General features: G+C 71.2%; 22 protein-coding genes and 1 tRNA gene. 13 read left to right on the forward strand and 10 right to left on the reverse strand.

Going from position 1 to position 18,316, the window contains the following annotated elements; all coding sequences use genetic code 11:
* Positions 1-948 (forward strand): aminotransferase class V-fold PLP-dependent enzyme (locus DW296_RS11955; protein WP_136052416.1); only part of this gene is annotated, 948 nt, incomplete at its 5' end.
* Complete coding sequence (locus DW296_RS11960; protein WP_136052417.1) at positions 938-1,759, forward strand: PaaX family transcriptional regulator; 822 nt, start codon at positions 938-940, stop codon at positions 1,757-1,759. The genes DW296_RS11955 and DW296_RS11960, both read left to right, overlap by 11 nt.
* Here the strand turns inward: DW296_RS11960 and DW296_RS11965 are convergent.
* A complete protein-coding gene (locus DW296_RS11965) occupies positions 1,756-2,247 on the reverse strand; it encodes an FBP domain-containing protein (protein WP_025102512.1) in 492 nt (163 codons plus the stop codon). The genes DW296_RS11960 and DW296_RS11965 overlap by 4 nt on opposite strands.
* 291 nt (positions 2,248-2,538) lie before the next feature.
* On the opposite strand from DW296_RS11965, the gene DW296_RS11970 reads away from it, so the two are divergent.
* Positions 2,539-2,886, forward strand: coding sequence for a hypothetical protein (locus DW296_RS11970; protein ID WP_062636841.1), 348 nt, complete (start codon positions 2,539-2,541; stop codon positions 2,884-2,886).
* A 21-nt stretch (positions 2,887-2,907) separates the two neighbouring features.
* On the opposite strand, the gene DW296_RS11975 is transcribed toward DW296_RS11970, so the two are convergent.
* Positions 2,908-3,309 carry a hypothetical protein gene (locus DW296_RS11975; protein ID WP_025102514.1) on the reverse strand — a complete coding sequence of 134 codons (402 nt, stop codon included), beginning with the start codon at positions 3,307-3,309 and terminating at the stop codon, positions 2,908-2,910.
* A gap of 208 nt (positions 3,310-3,517) precedes the next feature.
* On the opposite strand from DW296_RS11975, the gene DW296_RS11980 reads away from it, so the two are divergent.
* Complete coding sequence (locus DW296_RS11980; RefSeq protein WP_370670658.1) at positions 3,518-3,706, forward strand: CsbD family protein; 189 nt, start codon at positions 3,518-3,520, stop codon at positions 3,704-3,706.
* Between the two features lie 69 nt (positions 3,707-3,775).
* Here the strand turns inward: DW296_RS11980 and DW296_RS16500 are convergent, their stop codons facing one another.
* Positions 3,776-3,940, reverse strand: a complete 165-nt coding sequence (locus tag DW296_RS16500; protein WP_164498167.1) for a hypothetical protein — start codon at positions 3,938-3,940, stop codon at positions 3,776-3,778.
* Positions 3,941-4,061: 121 nt separating this feature from the next.
* Here DW296_RS16500 and DW296_RS11985 point away from each other — a divergent pair, with 121 nt between their 5' ends.
* From DW296_RS11985 to DW296_RS12010, 6 genes are all read left to right on the forward strand, one after another.
* Positions 4,062-4,328 carry a DUF7218 family protein gene (locus DW296_RS11985; protein WP_025102516.1) on the forward strand — a complete coding sequence of 89 codons (267 nt, stop codon included), beginning with the start codon at positions 4,062-4,064 and terminating at the stop codon, positions 4,326-4,328.
* Between the two features lie 5 nt (positions 4,329-4,333).
* Positions 4,334-5,410, forward strand: a complete 1,077-nt coding sequence (locus tag DW296_RS11990; protein ID WP_136052418.1) for a carboxylate-amine ligase — start codon at positions 4,334-4,336, stop codon at positions 5,408-5,410.
* A 38-nt stretch (positions 5,411-5,448) separates the two neighbouring features.
* Complete coding sequence (locus DW296_RS11995) at positions 5,449-6,855, forward strand: MFS transporter (protein WP_136052419.1); 1,407 nt, start codon at positions 5,449-5,451, stop codon at positions 6,853-6,855.
* A gap of 50 nt (positions 6,856-6,905) precedes the next feature.
* On the forward strand, positions 6,906-7,721 hold the full coding sequence (locus DW296_RS12000; protein WP_240743079.1) for an endo alpha-1,4 polygalactosaminidase: 816 nt from the start codon (positions 6,906-6,908) through the stop codon (positions 7,719-7,721).
* Positions 7,722-7,825: 104 nt separating this feature from the next.
* The gene (locus DW296_RS12005) at positions 7,826-8,872 is read left to right on the forward strand and encodes an iron-containing redox enzyme family protein (protein ID WP_136052421.1); all 1,047 of its coding nucleotides are present in this window, start codon (positions 7,826-7,828) and stop codon (positions 8,870-8,872) included.
* Positions 8,869-9,075 carry a CDGSH iron-sulfur domain-containing protein gene (locus DW296_RS12010; RefSeq protein WP_060922967.1) on the forward strand — a complete coding sequence of 69 codons (207 nt, stop codon included), beginning with the start codon at positions 8,869-8,871 and terminating at the stop codon, positions 9,073-9,075. Before DW296_RS12005 ends, DW296_RS12010 begins: the two co-directional genes overlap by 4 nt.
* 7 nt (positions 9,076-9,082) lie before the next feature.
* Here the strand turns inward: DW296_RS12010 and DW296_RS12015 are convergent, their stop codons facing one another.
* Positions 9,083-9,862 (reverse strand): YggS family pyridoxal phosphate-dependent enzyme, encoded by a 780-nt coding sequence (locus tag DW296_RS12015; protein ID WP_136052422.1) that lies wholly within the window; start codon positions 9,860-9,862, stop codon positions 9,083-9,085.
* A 72-nt stretch (positions 9,863-9,934) separates the two neighbouring features.
* Here DW296_RS12015 and gabT point away from each other — a divergent pair, with 72 nt between their 5' ends.
* The gene (gabT, locus tag DW296_RS12020; RefSeq protein WP_136052423.1) at positions 9,935-11,278 is read left to right on the forward strand and encodes a 4-aminobutyrate--2-oxoglutarate transaminase; all 1,344 of its coding nucleotides are present in this window, start codon (positions 9,935-9,937) and stop codon (positions 11,276-11,278) included.
* Here the strand turns inward: gabT and DW296_RS12025 are convergent.
* On the reverse strand, positions 11,262-11,942 hold the full coding sequence (locus tag DW296_RS12025; RefSeq protein ID WP_136052424.1) for an HAD-IA family hydrolase: 681 nt from the start codon (positions 11,940-11,942) through the stop codon (positions 11,262-11,264). The genes gabT and DW296_RS12025 overlap by 17 nt on opposite strands.
* 26 nt (positions 11,943-11,968) lie before the next feature.
* On the opposite strand from DW296_RS12025, the gene DW296_RS12030 reads away from it, so the two are divergent.
* Positions 11,969-12,682, forward strand: coding sequence for a glutamine amidotransferase (locus tag DW296_RS12030; RefSeq protein WP_136052425.1), 714 nt, complete (start codon positions 11,969-11,971; stop codon positions 12,680-12,682).
* Positions 12,683-12,747: 65 nt separating this feature from the next.
* Here the strand turns inward: DW296_RS12030 and DW296_RS12035 are convergent, their stop codons facing one another.
* Entirely contained in the window at positions 12,748-13,293 is a 546-nt protein-coding gene (locus DW296_RS12035; RefSeq protein WP_136052426.1) for a carboxymuconolactone decarboxylase family protein, read from the reverse strand.
* 122 nt (positions 13,294-13,415) lie between these two features.
* Here DW296_RS12035 and DW296_RS12040 point away from each other — a divergent pair, with 122 nt between their 5' ends.
* Complete coding sequence (locus tag DW296_RS12040) at positions 13,416-14,267, forward strand: AraC family transcriptional regulator (protein ID WP_136052427.1); 852 nt, start codon at positions 13,416-13,418, stop codon at positions 14,265-14,267.
* A 2-nt stretch (positions 14,268-14,269) separates the two neighbouring features.
* Here the strand turns inward: DW296_RS12040 and DW296_RS12045 are convergent, their stop codons facing one another.
* The 4 genes from DW296_RS12045 to DW296_RS12060 form a co-directional block, all read right to left on the reverse strand.
* Entirely contained in the window at positions 14,270-15,382 is a 1,113-nt protein-coding gene (locus DW296_RS12045) for a DegT/DnrJ/EryC1/StrS family aminotransferase (RefSeq protein ID WP_136052428.1), read from the reverse strand.
* Positions 15,383-15,426: 44 nt separating this feature from the next.
* Positions 15,427-15,497: transfer RNA gene (locus DW296_RS12050), tRNA-Cys, on the reverse strand.
* Positions 15,498-15,510: 13 nt separating this feature from the next.
* Entirely contained in the window at positions 15,511-16,758 is a 1,248-nt protein-coding gene (locus DW296_RS12055; protein WP_136052429.1) for an aminotransferase class I/II-fold pyridoxal phosphate-dependent enzyme, read from the reverse strand.
* Positions 16,755-18,110: an aminotransferase class I/II-fold pyridoxal phosphate-dependent enzyme gene (locus DW296_RS12060; protein WP_136052430.1), complete on the reverse strand. Its 1,356-nt coding sequence runs from the start codon at positions 18,108-18,110 to the stop codon at positions 16,755-16,757. The genes DW296_RS12055 and DW296_RS12060 overlap by 4 nt, the downstream gene beginning before the upstream one ends.
* Positions 18,111-18,316 lie beyond the last annotated feature (206 nt).

The raw sequence follows: 18,316 nt of genomic DNA on the forward strand, positions 1-18,316 counted from the left end.
GCCCTTCGACAGGCTCAGGGACCCAGCGGCGCGGCTCAGGGACCCAGGGGCGAGACTCAGGGACCCACGGGGCGGACGGAGCTCGTGATCGAGGAGGGGAACTTCCCCACCGACCGGTTCCTCGCCGAGGGCGTGGCGGCGGAGATGGGAGCCACGCTGCGCTGGATCACTCCCGATCCGGTGCACGGCGTCACGATCGACGACGTCGCGGCCGTGGTCTCCGAGCGGACGGCGCTCGTCTCGCTCAGCCACGTCGACTACCGCTCCGGCGCCCTCGCCGACATGCCCGGCATCACGGCCGTCGTCCACGAGGCCGGGGCGCTGATGATGTGGGACCTCTGCCACTCGGCGGGCGTCGTGCCGATGAAGCTCGACGACTGGGGCGTCGACATGGCCGTCGGCTGCACCTACAAGTACCTCAACGGCGGCCCGGGATCGCCCGCGTTCGCCTACCTTCGCCACGACCTGCAGGGCCTGCTGCGGCAGCCGATCCAGGGCTGGTGGAGCGCGGCCGACATCTTCGCCATGGGCCCGGAGTACGTCCCCGCCGACGGCATCCGTCAGCTCCTCAGCGGCACGCCGCCGGTGACCTCGATGCTCGCGATGCAGGGGATGATCGACCTCATCGAGCAGTCGGGGATCGACGGCGTGCGCGCGAAGTCGGAGTCGCTCACCGCACTCGCTGTGCGGGCGTACGACGAGCTGCTCGCGCCGCTGGACGTCCGCCTGCTCAGCCCCCGAGACCCGGCGCGACGCGGCGGACACATCACGATCGGCCACCCCGACTTCCGGGAGGTCACCCGACGACTCTGGGCCGACGGCGTCATCCCCGACTTCCGCTTCCCGGACGGGATCCGGCTCGGCCTGTCGCCGCTGAGCACCTCGCACGCTGAGACCGTCGCCGGGGTGCTCGCGGTCAGGGATGCGCTGGAGTCCGGTGTCTCCTGACCCCGCGGCGCCGGTCGTGCTCGATGACATCGACGCCCGCCCCGGCAGCACCGCCTCGCTCCTGCGCACTCTGATCGGCCTGTATCTGCGCCCGCTCGGAGGCTGGATCTCCGCCGCCGACCTCGTGGCGCTGGCCGCCGACCTCGGCATCCCCGCCGCTCCCGCCCGGACGGGCATCGCCCGTCTCAAGCAGAAGGGCCTGCTCCTGCCGGAGCGCCGCGACGCGATCGGCTACCGCCTGAGCCCGGCGGCGATGCCGATGCTGGAGCGCGGCGACCGCCGGATCTTCCGGATGCAGGAGATGACCGACGACGATCCGTGGTGCCTCGTGTCGTTCTCGATCCCGGAGAGCGCGCGCAGCGTTCGCCATCAACTGCGGCGTCGACTGCACTGGATCGGCGCCGGCGTCGTCTCCCCCGCCCTGTGGATCTGTCCCGGGCACCTCAGGGAGGAGGCGGAGCAGATCCTCGACGAGCTGGATGCCCGCCGCTGGGCGACCCTGTTCGATGCCTCGGCCCCGGCCCCGGCCGGTACCCTGGCCGAGGCCGCCACCACGTGGTGGGACTTGGACGGGCTGCGCGCCGAGCACGAGGCCTTCCAGGCATCTCTCACGGCGATGCCCGCGGAGCCCTTCCCGGCTTACGTGCACCTCATCGACCGGTGGCGGGTGCTGCCCTACACCGATCCGGGACTGCCCCCGGCGATGCTGCCGGCCGACTGGCCGGGCGGACGCAGCTTCGAGGCGTTCGCCCGGCTGTCGGCGGCGTGGGAGGCACCCGCCCTCGCCCACGTGCGCGCCGTGACGGCCTAGTCGGTCCGGGCGACCTCGCGCACGAATCCGGTCACGTGCTCCTGCAGCCGCAGGATGCGCATCTCGCGCGCGAGCTCGCGGTCGTACCCCGGATAGGCCAGCGGCGGGAGCTTGCGCACCGCCGCGTTGCAGCCGAACTCCGCGCACGCGAGCACGCCGACGGTGTCGCCCTTGCGACCGGCGGCGCCGGCGCGTCGGGCCACGTAGAGCTGCACGTCGTTGCGGAGCGTCACGTCCTCGCACCACGAGCACTGGGCGCGGGCGAGCACGCGCTGCTCTGCGCGCTGCAGCACGACGCCCACAGGCTCGTCGTCGATCCACACGACGACATAGGCGCGCCGGGGCAGCTTCGGGTCGATCCAGCCGAGGTAGTCGAGCCGGTCGAAATCGGTCTCGGCGAAGCCGGGCGGCAGAGTGATGTCGGAGACCTCCTTGCGGGAGGCGTTGCAGAAGGAGGCGCGCAGGGCGCGCTCGTCGATGGGACGCATGAGGGAAGAGCTTTCGGTGTGATCGCCGGAACGGCGAGACGGATGGGAGGATCACCCGGACGATGCCGGGGTACGACGCAGCACCGGGGACGGGGTTCCGCCTCCGGCCGGTCCTCAGCCTCTGCCTGCGGCGCTGAACGCGCCTGCAGCTCCGCTCCGCGCCCCGAGGGCGCTCATCGACGACAGCACCCGGCGAGCCTACACCCGTTTGTTTCGTCGCGTGTCGGGAGCGCTGCGGGATCCCGACCTCGTCGACGTACTCTGGCCGGACGCCGATCCGAAGGAGTCCCCGTGTCCACGCCGCTGCACCGCCGTCCGCCCCTCGAGGTGCGTGAGCGTGCGACGTGCATGTGCAGGAACGGCGGCCGCTGCTCCTCGTCGGCCCCCGGCCACGCCCTGCACCTGATCCAGGAGCGCCTCGCGGCGGCGACCCCGGCGCGATGGGCGGATGCGTTCGTGATCGCGGCGGATCCGGTCGCCGGAGACCTCGTCGTCCGCACGCTCGACGGCACCACGCACACGCTGTGGAACGGCTCCGGCGCCGCGCTGGAGGCCGCCATCGGCAGCCCGGTCGCCCTCCACCTCGACTACGCCGTGCTCGCCGTGGGACGCACCCGGTTCAACGTCGCCGTCGTGTGACGACGCCCTGACCCCCTCGGGTCAGGCGCTCGCCATCATCATGTCGCGGACCGCCATGCAGGCGTTCATGCAGGCCTGGCACGCCTGTGCGCAGAGGCGGCAGACGTCGCTGTGATCGGCGTGCTGCATGCACTCGTCCATGCACATCTGGCACATCGCGATGCACGCGTCCAGCATCGCCATCATCGTGGCCGGGGTCATCCCCTGCATGCGGAGCATCGATCGCATCATCGTGTGGCACATGTCCGCGCAGTTCATGCACGCGGGGGCGCAGTCCATCTCCTGGGTCGCGCACACGGTGCAGGCCTGCTCGCACGCGGCACACGCGTCCATACAGGCCTGCAGCACCGACATGTCCATCATCGCCATGTCCGGCATCGACTCCATGTTCTTGGACATGGCCCCCATCATCATCGCGTCCATCGCACACCGCTCCCTTCGTCGAGGACGACGGGCAGGACACCCGCCTGGCGCCAGGCTAACCCCTGTGCGGACGGGAGTCGATGGGGCGGAACGCTGACACGCCCGTCGGTGAATGTCAATCCCGTGGACGGACCGCGACGCCGGTGCGACGCTCGAAGAGCAATCGATCCGTCCAGGAGAGGAGCCTCTTATGAGTGGCGCAGATGACATGAAGAATTCCGCTGAGAAGCTGGGTGGCAAGGTCAAGGAAGGCTTCGGCAAGCTCACCGACAACGAGAAGCTCGAGGCCGAAGGCCAGGCGGATCAGGTGAAGGCCGACGCGAAGCAGGCCGGCGAGAACGTGAAGGACGCCGCGGGCAAGGCCGGCGACAGCGTCAAGGACGCGTTCAACCGCTGATCCCCCACCCGCTGAACCCATGAAGAGGGGGAGGCTCGCCGATGGCGAGCCTCCCCCTCCGCACTCGGGTCAGACCTTGCGGCTGCCGGTGATCGCTCGGATCAGCCAGGCGATCACGGCGATGGCCAGGAGCACCAGACCGACCCACAGCAGGAACTGGAGCGACTGCACCAGTCCTCCGGTGATCGCGAGGATCACGGCGATGACGATGACGATGATCAGGAGGATGTTCATCGGTCTTTCCCTTCTCTGGGGGCGCGGGCGCCCGACTGCGGTGAGACCACGCTAGACCCGAACCACACCCACTCTGGAGGGGGTTGACTTCGGCCCTCCCGATGCGCGAAGGAGCAGAGCAATGCCAGGACGACGCAACAACTCCCTGAAGGATCCGGAGCTCTACGAAGAGCTCCGCGACGACGGGGCTTCGAAGGAGAAGGCCGCCCGCATCTCGAACGCCGCTGCACGAGACGGCCGCAGCTCGGTCGGTCGCCGCGGCGGGAAGCACGGGGACTACGAGGACTGGACCGTTCCCGAGCTGCGGAAGCGCGCGAAGGAGTTGGGTCTCACCGGCTACAGCGGCAAGCGCAAGGCCGAGCTCATCTCCGAACTGCGAAACCACTGACCCGGATGACGCGCTTCGGGATCGAGGAGGAGTTCCTCCTGCTCGATGAGGATTCGCTCGTCCCCGTCGCCCTCAGCGGTGACATCCTGGAGCGCATCGGCGATGACGTCACCGCCGGACGCGTCACCACCGAGTACCTGGCCTCGCAGGTCGAGGCCCTCACCGATCCGGTGCGGACCGGCGCCGAGGCCGTCCAGCAGCTGTCGGCGTTGCGCACGGCCATCGGCACCCAGGCACGCGCCCGGCGCGCGATCGCGGCACCGACCGGCTCGCCGTTCACCACTCTCCGCTCGCCGCGTCTCTCGCCGTCGGCGCACTACGACGACGTCGCGCGGCGGCTGGCGCACCTCACCCGCGAGCACGAGGTGAACGGTCTGCACGTGCACATCGAGGTGCCGGACGAGGAGGAGCGGATCCGCGCCCTGAACCGTCTCCGCGCCTGGCTGCCGCTGCTGCTCGCCCTCAGCACGAACAGCCCGTTCGGCAACGGCCTCGACACGGGCTTCGCGAGCTGGCGGAGCATGCTCATCCGCCGGCTCCCCTCGTCGTGGTGTCCGCCCCGGTTCGCCGACGTCCACGACTACCGGGCGCGCGTGGACCAGCTCCTCGCCCTCGGGACCATCGGCGAGGCGACCTCCCTCTCGTGGGCGGTGCGTCTCTCCGAGCGCTACCCGACGGTCGAGGCGCGCGTCGCGGACACGCAGCTCACCGCGGAGGACGCCGTGCTCTGCGCGCTGCTGACCCGCGGGATCGCCCTCTCGTCCGGGCAGCGGATCGTCGCCGACGAGACGGAGACGATCGACGCGTCGATCTGGATGGCGTCGAGAGCCGGGATGACGGCCCGCATCGTGGATCCGCTCACCGGAGAGGTCTGCCCGGCCTGGTCCGTGGCGGAGCACCTTGTCGACGACATCGGGCCGGTGCTGGACGACCTCGACGATGCGGCCGCCGTGCGGGAAGGCCTCGACCGGATGCGGGCCGACGGGACCGGTGCGGCCCGACAGCGCGCGGCGCACGCACGGGACGGGCTCCCCGGGCTCCGACGGCTACTGCAGGAAGGTACCGGAACACCGGCGGACTGACCGGCCCTCGCGTCCGTCGCCCGGAGTAGGGTCGGCCTGTGTCATCCTTCGCCCCGCTCCAGCGGCTCGTCATCGCGATCGCCGTGCTGGCCTCGTTCGTCACGTTCCTCGACGGGACAGTGGTGAACGTCGCCCTTCCCGCCATCAGCGAGGAGCTCGGCGGCGGGATCACCACGCAGCAGTGGGTCGTCGACGCCTACCTCATCACCCTCAGCGCGCTGATCCTGCTCGCCGGCTCCCTGTCCGACGCCTACGGGCGGGTGCTGGTGATGCGGATCGGGCTCATCGCCTTCGGCATCGCGTCCGTCGCCGTCGCCGCCGCGATCGATCCACTGATGCTCATCGTGGCGCGCGGGGCGCAGGGGGCGGCCGGGGCCCTACTCGTCCCGAGCTCCCTCGCGCTCATCACCGCGACCATGCGGGGCGACGTGCAGGCGAGGGCCATCGGCGTCTGGACGGCCTTCACCACGGCCGCCCAGCTGGTCGGCCCCCTGCTCGGCGGGCTCTTCGTCGACTTCCTGTCCTGGCGCTTCGTCTTCCTCATCAACGTCCTCCCCATCGGGGTAACGCTGGTGCTGCTCGCCCGCCTGCATCTGCCGGAGCACCCGCGGGGCGTCCGCGTGGACTGGTGGAGCGGAGCACTGTGTGCGCTGGGGCTGGGCGCCATCGTCTTCGCCCTCATCGAGCAGCCGAACCTCGGGTGGGCCTCCCCCGCGATCTGGATCCCCGCCGTGGTCGGGGCCGCGCTGTTCGCCGTCTTCCTGTGGCGCCAGGGACGCTCGGCCACGCCGCTCATGCCGCTCTGGCTGTTCCGGGTGCGCGACTTCGGGTGGGGCAACCTCGCCACGCTCTTCGTGTACGCCGCGCTCTCCCTCAACGGCTTCGTCGTCGGCGTCTACCTCCAGCAGGGCGCGGGACTGAGCGCGACGGCGGCCGGGCTCGCGAGCCTGCCGATGACGATCCTCATGATCCTGCTGAGCTCCCGTGCCGGCGGGTGGGCGGGGCGCTGGGGCCCGCGCATCTTCATGACGATCGGACCGCTGATCATGGCCGTCGGCGCACTGATGCTGCTGACCGTGAACGCCGCCTTCGACTACTGGGGGCAGGTGCTCCCGGCCATGATCGTGATGGGACTGGGCCTGTCGCTCACCGTCGCCCCGCTGACGGCCGCGATCCTCGGGGCCATCGACGAGAACCACTCCGGCATCGCCTCCGCCGTGAACAACGCCGTCTCCCGCGTCGCGGGTCTGCTCGTGGTCGCGATGCTGTCGACCATCGTCGGGGGCACGCTCGACCTCGACGGGTTCCACAACGCGGCATGGGTCACGGCGGCGCTCCTCGTGCTCGGCGGCGTGGTGTCGTGGATCGGCATCCGCCGGAACCCCTCGGAGGCGGCGGCCCCGCCCGTCGGCGCCCCCGCGCAGCCGACGCCTCAGCCGCGATGAGCGTCCCGCGTCCGCGGCGCCGTCGAAGGACGACACGCCTCTCCCTGGCGGTGACGGCGTCGGTCGCGGTCGGGGTCCTCGCTCTCGCCGCCTGCACCGCGCCGCCCGCTCCCCCCGCGGAGGGAACGGGGTCGTCCGCCGATGTCACCCTTCCTCCGGCCGGCGCCCTCCCCGACTACCAGCTCGGCGGCGCTTACGATCCGCCCGAGGGGGTGGGCATCGTCGGTCGCGACCGCAGCGCGGAGCCGGCTGCCGGCCTCTACTCCGTCTGCTACGTCAACGGCTTCCAGACCCAGCCGGGCGAGTTCGACGCCTGGCCTGACGACCTTCTCCTGCACGACGGCGACGAGGTGGTCTTCGACCCCGATTGGCCCGACGAGGCCCTCCTGGACACCGGCAGCGCGGGGCAGCGGTCCCGCATCGCCGAGATCGTGGTCCCGTGGATCGAGGGCTGTGCGGATGCGGGCTTCCAGGCGGTCGAGTTCGACAACCTGGATTCCTTCTCGCGCTCACACGGCACCCTGAGCCTGGAAGACAACCTCGCGCTCGCGGAGCTTCTCGTCGACGTGGCGCACGACGTCGGCCTCGCCGCCGGGCAGAAGAACGCGGCCGAGCATGCGGACGCCCTGAAGGAACGCGCGGGCTTCGACTTCGCCGTGACGGAGGAGTGCGCCGCCTACGCGGAGTGCGGCGCGTACTCCGCGGTCTACGGGGCGCACGTGATCGACATCGAGTACACGGATCAGCTCCCCCGGCCGTTCGCGGAGCTGTGCGCCGACCCGGACACCCCGGCATCGACAGTGCTCCGCGATCGCGACCTCGTCACCCCAGACGATGAAGGGTACGTGTTCGCCGGGTGCCCGTGACGGCGCGCGCGCTTGCCTGCCGACCGGCTCGGCGTCAAGTCCCTGGTGGTCTCCGCTCGCGCGGGTCAGGATGCGGGTGTTCGATCCGATGGGAGCCCCTCCTCATGACCGTTTCCACCCTCGACGCCGACACCGCCGTCGCCTTCTCGCCGCGCGGCCCCCTGTCGAGCGCCGTCCTCGGCGTCCTCACGGGTCGCGATGACGACGCCGCCACCCTCCCCGGCCTCGCCGCCGCAGCCGTCGCCGCGAGTGACGACGTGGTCAGGGACGACGACATCCAGCTCGCCCTTTTCGTCCTCTACGCGTCCTCCTACGGCTCGCTTCCGCAGCTCGACGCAGCTCTCGAATGGGACGCCGGTGTGGTCACCGCGCGCCGGATCCTCGAGGATGCCTTCGAGGCCGCACTGCGTGACACCGTGCCGGTGCCCGAGCTTCCCGAGCCCACGGTCGACGCCGTGGGTCGCGCCCTGTTCGCCCTCGCCGCCGCGGACACCGGCCCCAGCCTGTCGCGGCACATCGCCAGGAAGGCCACCCGCGAGCAGGCCGAGGAGTCCCTGATCCTGCGATCGGTGTACACGCTGAGGGAGGCCGATCCGCACTCCTGGGCGATTCCGCGGCTGACCGGCCGCCCCAAGGCCGCCCTCGTCGAGATCCAGTCCGACGAGTACGGCGGCGGCCGCCCCCAGCGGGTGCATGCCGAGCTCTACGCCCGGGCCCTGCGCGCCGCAGGACTCGACGACACGTACGGCGCCTATGTCGACGACGCCCCGGCGATCACGCTGGCCTCGCACAACATGATGAGCCTGTTCGGACTCAACCGCCGGCTCGTCGGCGCGATCGTCGGCCATCTCGCCGCGTACGAGATGACCTCGTCGATCCCCTGCCGGTTCTACGCCGACGGCCTGCACCGGCTGGGGTTCGCCGACGAGGTCGCCGCGTACTTCGAGGAGCATGTGGAGGCCGACGCGGTGCACGAGCAGATCGCCGCCCGTGACCTCGCGGGCAGCCTCGCCGAGGACCGTCCGGAACTGCTGGCGGACATCCTGTTCGGCGCGGCCGCGTGCCTCACGGTCGACGGCTGGGCCGGAGCCCACACCCTGGACGCCTGGACCGAGGGCCGCTCGGCACTGCGGGAGAGGACGACGGCATGAGCGGTCGCGAGGAGCCGGTGACCGTCACCGCGTACCCGGACGGTCCCCTGCTCGTGCGGGGCGAGATCGAGCTGCACGCGAGTGACGGCACGGTCATCGACCCTCGGCGGCGCACGGTGGCGCTGTGCCGCTGCGGTCTCTCCGCGCTCAAGCCGTTCTGCGACGGCACGCACAAGGCGGCCGGGTTCCGCACCGAGGACTGAGCCGAGCTCAGCCCTCCGGCCAGTAGTGGCTGTCGGGGACGGATCGCGCCCCGAAGATCGCCTGCCCGACCCGCACGCACGTCGCCCCCTCCTCGACGGCGATCTCGTAGTCACCGGACATGCCCATCGACAGCGCGCCGTCGCCGATGAGTTCGGGAGTCTCGTCGCGGGCTCTGTCGCGGAGGGTGCGCAGCAGCGCGAAGCACTCCCGCACCCGGGCATCGTCGGGCGTGAGCAGCGCGAGGGTCATCAGACCGCGGACGCGGAGGGCGCCGTACGTCGGCAGGGCCTTCAGGAAGCCCGGGAGCTCCTCGGGCGGCATCCCGAACTTCGAGTCCTCGGCCGAGGTGTTCACCTGCACGTACACGTCGAGGCTGCGCCCCGCGGCCTGCAGACGCCGGTCGAGGGCCTCCGCGACCCGGAGCCGGTCGAGCGCCTGGAACTCGGCGGCGAAGGAGGCGACGTCTCGCGCCTTGTTGGTCTGCAGGTGGCCGATCACGACCCAATCGACGTCCAGGTCGGCCGTCTCCCGGTTCTTGCGCACCGCCTCCTGCACCTTGTTCTCCCCGAGCCGGCGCAGGCCGGCGTCGATGGCCACCCGCACGCGGTCGGTCGGGACCGTCTTGCTCACCGGGAGCAGGTGCACCGCACCCGGATCACGTCCCGCCCGCTCGGCGGCGGCGTCGATGCGCGCACGTACCGCCGCGACGTTGGCCTGGAAGTCGGCGGCGGTGAACGCCGTCGGGTAGCGGTCGGTGCCATCCTCCACGGGCTCGAACTTTGACATAGGTCAAAATCTAACATAGCTTCGGGACAACGTCGCGCGTCCGCCGACGCCCCCTCACGAAGGAGCTCGTCCATGTCCGCACCCGGCCTGTTCTCCGACACTTCGCTGTCGACTCCGCGCCTGCGCACCGAGGTGCCGGGGCCGCGGAGCCGCGCGTTGCACGAGCGCCGGCAACGCGTCGTCCCCCGCGGGGTCGGTAGCGTGCTCCCCGTCTACATCGAGCACGCCGACGGCCCCTGGGTCACCGACGTCGACGGCAACCGCTTCCTCGACCTCGGCAGCGGCATCGGCGTGACGACGATCGGCCACACCAACCTCGCCGCCGTCACCGCCGCGGCGGAGCAGCTCGATCGGGTCACGCACACGCTCTTCACCGTCACCCCCTACGAGGGGTACGTGCGCCTCGCCGAGCTGCTCGCGGAGAAGGTCCCCGGCACCCACGAAACCCGCACGGCCTTCGCGAACTCCGGCGCGGAAGCCGTCGAGAACGCGGTGAAGATCGCCCGACGGCACACCGGGCGTCGCGTCGTCGCCGCCCTGGACCACGCCTTCCATGGGCGCACCAACCTCGCGCTCGCGATGAACCACAAGGCGGCGCCGTACGGGACCGGGTTCGGCCCGTTCGCCCCCGATATCCATCGCGTCCCGAACTCCTACCCCTATCGGGACGGCCTCGACGGTACCGAGGCCGCGGCGCGCACGATCGCCCATCTCGAACAGCGCATCGGCGTCCACGACCTCGCCGCCGTCATCGCCGAGCCCATCCAGGGCGAGGGCGGCTTCGTCGTCCCTGCCGCGGGCTACCTGCCCACCCTGCAGGAGTGGTGCACCCGGAACGGCGTGGTGTTCATCGCCGATGAGATCCAGACGGGCCTCGGGCGCACCGGGACATGGTTCGCGAGCACGCATTTCGACCTCGTGCCGGACCTCGTGCTCACGGCGAAGGGCATCGCCGGTGGGCTGCCCCTGGCGGGAGTGACCGGCCGCGCCGCGATCATGGACGCGCCCGACCCTGGCGGTCTCGGCGGCACGTTCGGTGGCAACCCGGTCTCGATCGCCGCCGCCCTCGCGGTGTTCGACGAGCTCGAGCACGGGACCTTCTTCGCTGACGCCCGTCGGATCGGCGCCCACCTGTCCGCGCGGCTCGAGGGGCTGCGCGCCCGCCACGCCGTCATCGGCGACGTCCGCGGGGTCGGTGCCATGCAGGCTTTCGAGCTGAGCACCCCCGGCACGACACGACCGCTGGCCGGGGCCGCCTCCATGGTCGCGGAGTTCGCCGCCCAGCGCGGCATCCTGCTGCTCACCGCGGGCAGCGACGGCAACGTGATCCGCTTCCTGCCGACCCTCACGACGACGGACGAGCAGCTCGACGTCGCGGTGGACGTCATCGACGAGGCCCTCAGCGCGCTCCGCTGAGCACTTGCAGGCACAGCGCCTCGCCGCTCCAGCGCACGCGCGCGAGGTCGTGCACGATCAGGTCGGGGTGCGCTGACGCAGAGGCTGCGCCCACCCCGACCACGAACCCGGCGCCGGCCGCCCGCGCCGCACGGATCCCCGGAGCCGAGTCCTCGAAGACCACGCAGTCCCCCGGATCCGGCCCGAGCAGACGCGCGGCGCGGAGATAAGGGTCGGGCGCGGGCTTGCCGCGGTCCACGTCTTCGGCGGCGACGAGCAGGGCGGGTGCCGGGATGCCCGCTCCGCGCATCCGCGCGGTCGCGACGGCCCTGTTGCTGCTCGTCGCGACGGCCCACAGGTCACGCGGCAGCGCGGCGAGCAGAGCGGCCGCCCCGGGGATCCCCACCGTCGCCGACGCGACGCTGAGCTCCCGCGTGAGGAGGTCAGCCGTCGCCTCGTCTACCCGCTCCGGCTCCACGAGCGTCGCGACCACCTCACTCGGTCGCATGCCGTGCGGGGCGTCTCGGAGGAAGTCGAATCCCGGGGCATACCGACGGGCCCAGGCACCCCACGCGATCGCCGCCGAGGGGACGGAATCCACCAGCACGCCGTCGCAGTCGAACAGCACCCCGGCGGCCCGCACGATCACCTCGGCACCCTGGACCTCGTGTGCTATTTTTGGCATAGGTCAAATCTATCCGAGGAGAGTGCATGTCTGCGTCCCGCACGCCCCGAACGGCCGTCGCCGTCCGCCACGTCCCCTTCGAAGACCTCGGCATCCTCGCTCCCCTGCTGGCGGAGCGCGGCTACGAGACCACCCTCCTCGATGCCGGCATCGACGAGCTCGACGCGGACACCGTCGCAGGAGCGGACCTGCTCATCGTCCTCGGCGGACCGATCGGGGTGTACGACGACGATCGCTACCCCTTCCTGCGCTCCTCGAAGGCCGCCGTCGCGGCGCGACTGGACAGCGGCGGCGCCACGCTCGGTGTCTGCCTGGGCGCACAGCTCCTGGCCGAGTCCCTGGGCGCAGTGGTCCGGCCGACCGGGGCGGTCGAGATCGGCTTCGGTCCGCTCACACTGACCCCCGAGGGCCGGGAGTCCGTCCTGGCCCCGCTCGACGGCGAGCCCGTGCTCCACTGGCATGGGGACGAGTTCGCGATCCCCGCCGGCGCGCAGTCCCTGGCGCACACCCCCGGCTTCCCCCATCAGGCCTTCGCGGTGGGGCGCACGCTCGGCCTCCAGTTCCACCTGGAAGCCGACCACCGCGTCATCGAGCGCTGGCTCATCGGCCACGCCCACGAGCTGCATCACCACGGCGTCGATCCGCGGATGATCCGGGAACAGGCACGCATGCTCGGCCCCCGACTCGAGACGCTCGCCACCCGCGTCCTCACCGACTGGCTGGATGCGGTCGAGGCCTAGCGAGACCGCCCGGGCAGCGGAAGAGGCCGGACCCCCAGCGAATCCGGCCTCTGCTCCCCTCGACCTCAGGCGGCGCGACGCAGCGGCACCGTCGGGAAGTCGATCGGCACGTCGAGCGCGATGTTCACGTAGTTCGTGAAGAGGTTCAGCGCGACCTGGCCGATGGTCTCGACGATCTGCTCGTCGTTCCAGCCGTGCGCGCGGAGGGCGTCGACATCGGCCGCGGTCACCTGACCTCGATCCTCGACGAGCTTGAGCGCGAAGGCCAGCAGCGCCGCCGTACGGGGATCCTCGGAGGTGCCGTCCTGCGCGGCGGCGAGCACCTCGGTCGTGAGTCCGGCCTTCTTGCCGAGAGCGGTGTGCGCGGCCAGGCAGTAGCCGCACGAGTTGCGGTTCGCGACGGCGACGGCGATCTGCTCACCCAGGGCCGCACCGAGCGTACCCCCGCCGTAGGCGCCGAACGCGCTCCACATGCTGGTCAGGGCCGCAGGCGAGTTCGCGACCGCGCGGAACATGGCGGGGACGGCGCCGAAGGCGGAGCCGATCTGGTCGAGCTGGTCCTTGACGGGGCCGGTGGCGGTCTCACGGTCGACGAGAGGGACGTTAGGCATGCGATGCTCCTTTGTTTCGGGACGGGCCGGGTTCGGCTTCCCCTTCAGCCTTCCGCAAAAGAAAGTACGATACGCATCTTTTGGTCTTGCTTTCATGACATATCGTCCAGAAGAATGGGAGCATGCCACCGCTTGACCGCCTCACTCCGTTGCTCGACCGCTTCCGGGTGCGCAGTCGCCTGTTCCATACCGGACCGCTCTGCGGCACCACCGTCTTCGCGGCGAGCGCGGGACACGGCTTCCTCCACGTGCTGCGTCGCGGCGAGATGGAGGTCACGCACCAGCGCCCGGACGGCCGCACGGAGCGCGAGACGATCACCCGCCCCAGCCTGCTGTTCTTCCCCCGCCCCATCGATCACACCTTCCTCAACGCCCCGACCGAGGAGTCCGATTTCGCCTGCGCGACGATCGACTTCGACGGCGGAGCGACGCATCCCCTCGTCCGCACCCTCCCGTCCGTGATCGTCCTTCCGCTCGACGAGGTGTCCACCCTCGGCCCGGCGCTCGACCTCCTGTTCGCCGAGGTCGACAACGTGCGCTGCGGGCGCCCCCTCCTGGCCGACCGGATGTTCGAGGTCGTCCTCATCCAGCTCCTGCGCTGGATGCTCGATCACTCCGGCGATCTGGCCCTGCCGCCGGGGCTGCTGCCCGGCCTGGCCGACGAGCGCCTCGCTCCGGCCCTCGTGGCGATGCACGAGGCGCCCGGCGAACCATGGACGCTCGACACCCTCGCGCGGACCGCAGCGATGTCGCGCAGTGCCTTCGCGGCGCGTTTCAAGGACGTCGTGGGCCGCGCCCCAGGGGACTACCTCACCGAGTGGCGCCTCACGATCGCTCAGGAGCAGCTCCGCGCGGGGATGTCGGTGAGCGCTGTCGCCGCCGACCTCGGCTATGCGAGCGCCTCTGCCTTCTCCCGGGCGTTCACCCAGCGTCTCGGCCGCTCCCCCCGCGCCTGGCTCGGCCTCGCCGCCTGAGGTCAGCCGCCGGCCGACATCACCGCCGCGACCCCCGTCACGATCCGGTCGAGATCGCCGGTCGTGAGCGAAGGGTGCACGGGGAGGGAGAGCACCTCCTGCGCCGCGCGTTCCGTCTCCGGCAGCTCATCGGTCGGAGCGAAGCGCGCCAGCGAGGGCAGGTGATGGTTCGGGATCGGGTAGTAGACGCCGGAACCCACCCCGTGCTCGTCGCGGAGAGCGTCGCGTACCCGATCGCGCTCCCCCGCGGCGATCCGCACTGTGTACTGGTGATAGACGTGCTCGGCGCCCTCCGCGACCGCAGGCACCGTGAGCCCGTCGATGCCGGCGAGCTCGGCGTCGAGGAACGCGGCGTTCCCCTGTCGCTGCCGCGTCCAGGCGGCGACCCGCCCGAGCTGCACCCGACCGACCGCGGCATGCACCTCGCTCATCCGGTTGTTGTAGCCGACGACCTCGTTCGCGTACTGCGTCTCCATGCCCTGGTTGCGGAGCAGACGGATGCGTCGCGCCACCTGCTCGTCCGCACAGGACACCATGCCGCCCTCGATCGCCGTCATGTTCTTCGTCGGATAGAGGCTGAACATGCCGAACGTGCCGATGGTCCCCGCCGGCCTCCCCCGCCACGCCGCGCCGTGGGCCTGCGCGGCATCTTCGTAGATGGCGAGACCGTGGTCGTGCGCGACCTCCTCGATACCGTCCACGAGGAACGGGTGCCCGTACAGATGCACGGGCATGATGCCCTTCGTGCGGGCGGTGACCGCGGCACGGACCCGGGTCGGATCCAGCGTGAAGTGCGTCGGTTCGATGTCGACGAACACCGGCGTCGCTCCGGCCAGGACCACGGAGTTCGCGACCGCCGCGAAGGTGAAGGACGGCACGATCACCTCGTCGCCCGGCCCCACACCGGCGGCGAGCAGCCCCAGGAGCTGCCCGCTCGTCCCGGAGTTGACCGCGACGGTGGTGCGACCCTCCACGAAGTGCGTCGCGAACTCGCGCTCGAACGCCGCCACCTCGGGGCCCTGCGCGAGCATCCCGCTGCGGAGCACCCGTTCGACGGCTGCCACCTCGTCGTCGCCGATGAGCGGCGCGGCGGCCGGGATGAAGTCCTTCTGCATGGAGATGCCCTTCGTCGGGAACGGCTCGTCGAGAGCCGGATCGGAGGTGGAGGCAGGAATCGAACCTGCGTACACGGTCTTGCGGACCGCGACCTGGCCACTCGGTCACTCCACCGGGTCAGGTGTCCTCACGCGCCCGGCGGCGAGTACCCCTGCAGGAAGCGGCCGAAGCGCTGCACCGCATCGACCAGGGTCTCCGTCTCGGGCAGGAAGGCGATGCGCACGTGGTCGGTGTCGGCACCGTTGAAGGCGCGACCGTGCACGAGGAGGACGCGTTCCGCGTCGAGGAAGTCGAGCACCAGGCGCTCGTCGTCACGGATGCCGTACATCTCAGGGTCGAGGCGGGGGAAGAGGTAGAGGCCACCGCCCGCCTCGTGCACGTCGACGCCGGGGATCGCACGGAGCGCCGCTGTGGCGGCGTCGCGTTGCGCCGTCAGCCGCCCGTCCGCCGAGACGAGGGCATCGAGCGATGTGTCGTGCTCCAGAGCCGCCGTGATCGCATGCTGCGCGGGCACGGACGCGCACATCCGCATCGACGCGAGCAGCCGGAGGCCGGAGAGGAACGGATCGTCCGCAGCGAACCCGGTCGTCAGCGCCCAGGCGGCCCGGTACCCGGCGACGCGATGGGTCTTGGACAGTCCGGCGAAGGTGACACACGGCACGTCGGGCGCGACCTGCGCTGTGGAGACGTGCGTGAATCCGGGGTACACGACCCGGTCGTAGATCTCGTCCGAGAGCAGCAGCAGACCGTGGCGACGGGCCAGCTCCGCGATGCCCTCCAGCGTCTCCCTGGGGTACACGGCGCCGGTCGGGTTGTTCGGATTGATGACGACGACGGCGACGGTCCGGGGGCCGATCGCGGCCGCCATGGCGTCGAGGTCCGGAAGCCACCCGGCCTCCTCCACACAGGGGTAATGCACGGGCTCACCCCCGGCGAGGACGGTCGAAGCGGTCCACAGCGGATAGTCGGGACTCGGGATCAGGACTTCGTCGCCCGGCTCCAGCAGCGCCTGCAGGGTGAGGCCCACCAGCTCGGACACGCCGTTGCCGACGGTCACCGCCTCGATCCCGAGGGACGGGAACCCTGCCCGCCGTGCGTAGTGGGCGCGGATCGCCTCCCTCGTCTCCGGCAGCCCCGGGGATTCCGAGTATCCGTGGGCATGTGGAAGCGCCTCGCGCAGAGCTTCCACGATCACCGTCGGCGCCTCGAACCCGAACGGTGCCGGGTTGCCGATGTTCAAGCGCAGGATCCGTTCTCCGCGGGACTCCAGCTCGGCCGCACGCGCGGCGACCGGGCCACGCAGGTCGTAGAGCACGCCGTCGAGACGCGAGGACCGCCCGACCCGGAACGCGGTCCCGGCGTCACCGGCCGTCATCCGTCCCCCTCGGCCGGTGCCGGACCGGAGGCGGTGGCCACGTCGTCGGCCAGGCGTCGCAGGTCGGCGTCATCGAGGTCGTGCACGGTCAGCCGCAGGTGGTGTCCGCTGGCGGATTCGTCCTCCAGCGCGAACTCCGACCCTGGTCGCACGAGCCACCCGCGGTGCGCGAGCCGCGCGGCGACGACCCCCGCATCCTCACGGACGTCGACCCACACGTTCAACCCGCTCTCCGCGGCGACGTCCAGCCCTCGAGCGGACGCGAGTGCGGCGAAGGACCTGTTGCGCGCGGCGTACCGGGCGCCTGCCTCCGCGACCAGCCGGTGCACTCCGTCGTCGCGCAGCATCGTCGCCGCGAGCTGCTGCATGACATGGCTCACCCACATGGTGCCGGGACTGAGCCGAAGGGCCAGGCGCTCAGCGGTGACCGGATCGGACGCCGTGAGGGCCACCCGCATGTCGGGGCCGAGGAACTTGGAGACCGACCGCACCAGCGCCCAGCGCTCCTGGGCGGGCCCGATGATGGTGGCGTACGGGGTCGGGGAGAGCAGCGAGAAGTGGTCGTCCTCGATCACCAGCACGTGGGGGTGAGGAGCGAGCACCTCGCGGAGCTCCTCGGCGCGGGAGGGCGTGATGCTGACCCCGGTGGGGTTGTGGGCGCGAGGCGTGCAGACGATCGCGCGCACGCCGCTCTCCAGAGCTTCACGGACGCCCTCCACCGTCATCCCCTCCTCGTCGACCGGTATCGCGACCGGGGTGTAGCCGGCCAACCGCGCGGTCTGGATGCTGGACAGGAAGCACGGATCCTCCAGACCCACCCGGTCGCCGTGCACCAGCGTCTGTGCCAGCAGGCGCTCCACCGCGTCGACCGCGCCCGCGGTGACCGAGAGCCGGAAGGGACGAGGCTGATCCTCTGCGATCCATCGGGTCGCCCACTCGGCGAGCTCGGCATCGATGACGGATTCGCCGTAGAGGACGGGATGGGGACGCACGGTCGCGAGAGCGGCGACGAGGTCGGGGAGCAAGGCGGCCTGGGGGTTGCCGTTGGCGATGTCGCGGAGGGCCGTTCCGGGAGTGAAGCCCTCATCCGGCGTGGCTGCGGGGCCGAGCACGGTCGTCCCTGTGCGCCCGCCGGTGGTCGCGATGCGGGCGGTGACGAGTGCGCGATAGGCGGCGAGCACGGTGTTGCGATTCACGCCCAGCCGCTCGGCCAGAGTGCGGACCGGCGGCAGACGGTCCCCCGCGACGAGCGTCCCCCGTTCCACGAGGTCGCGCACGCTCTCCGAGATCTCCGCGGCGGTGACACCGCTGATCGCGTCGGTCTCGCCGTCTCTGCTCTCCGCCGTGCCCATGACTCGACGGTAGGGGAGATTTTGACCTATGTCAAAATCTCCCCTACCGTCAGGGACGGTCGTCGACCTCCACGGAGCGAGCGCCTTGACAATGCCGGCACCTCCCGCTCCCTGCGCACGCAGGCGGAGTCCAGGGAAGGGCGATACCGTGCAGAGGCGATGTCCGCTCCGACGGACCCGCTCTCCGCACGATCACCGCGATCCCC

Source organism: Microbacterium sp. K36 (assembly GCF_004794355.1).
GTDB classification, from domain to species: domain Bacteria; phylum Actinomycetota; class Actinomycetes; order Actinomycetales; family Microbacteriaceae; genus Microbacterium; species Microbacterium paraoxydans_D.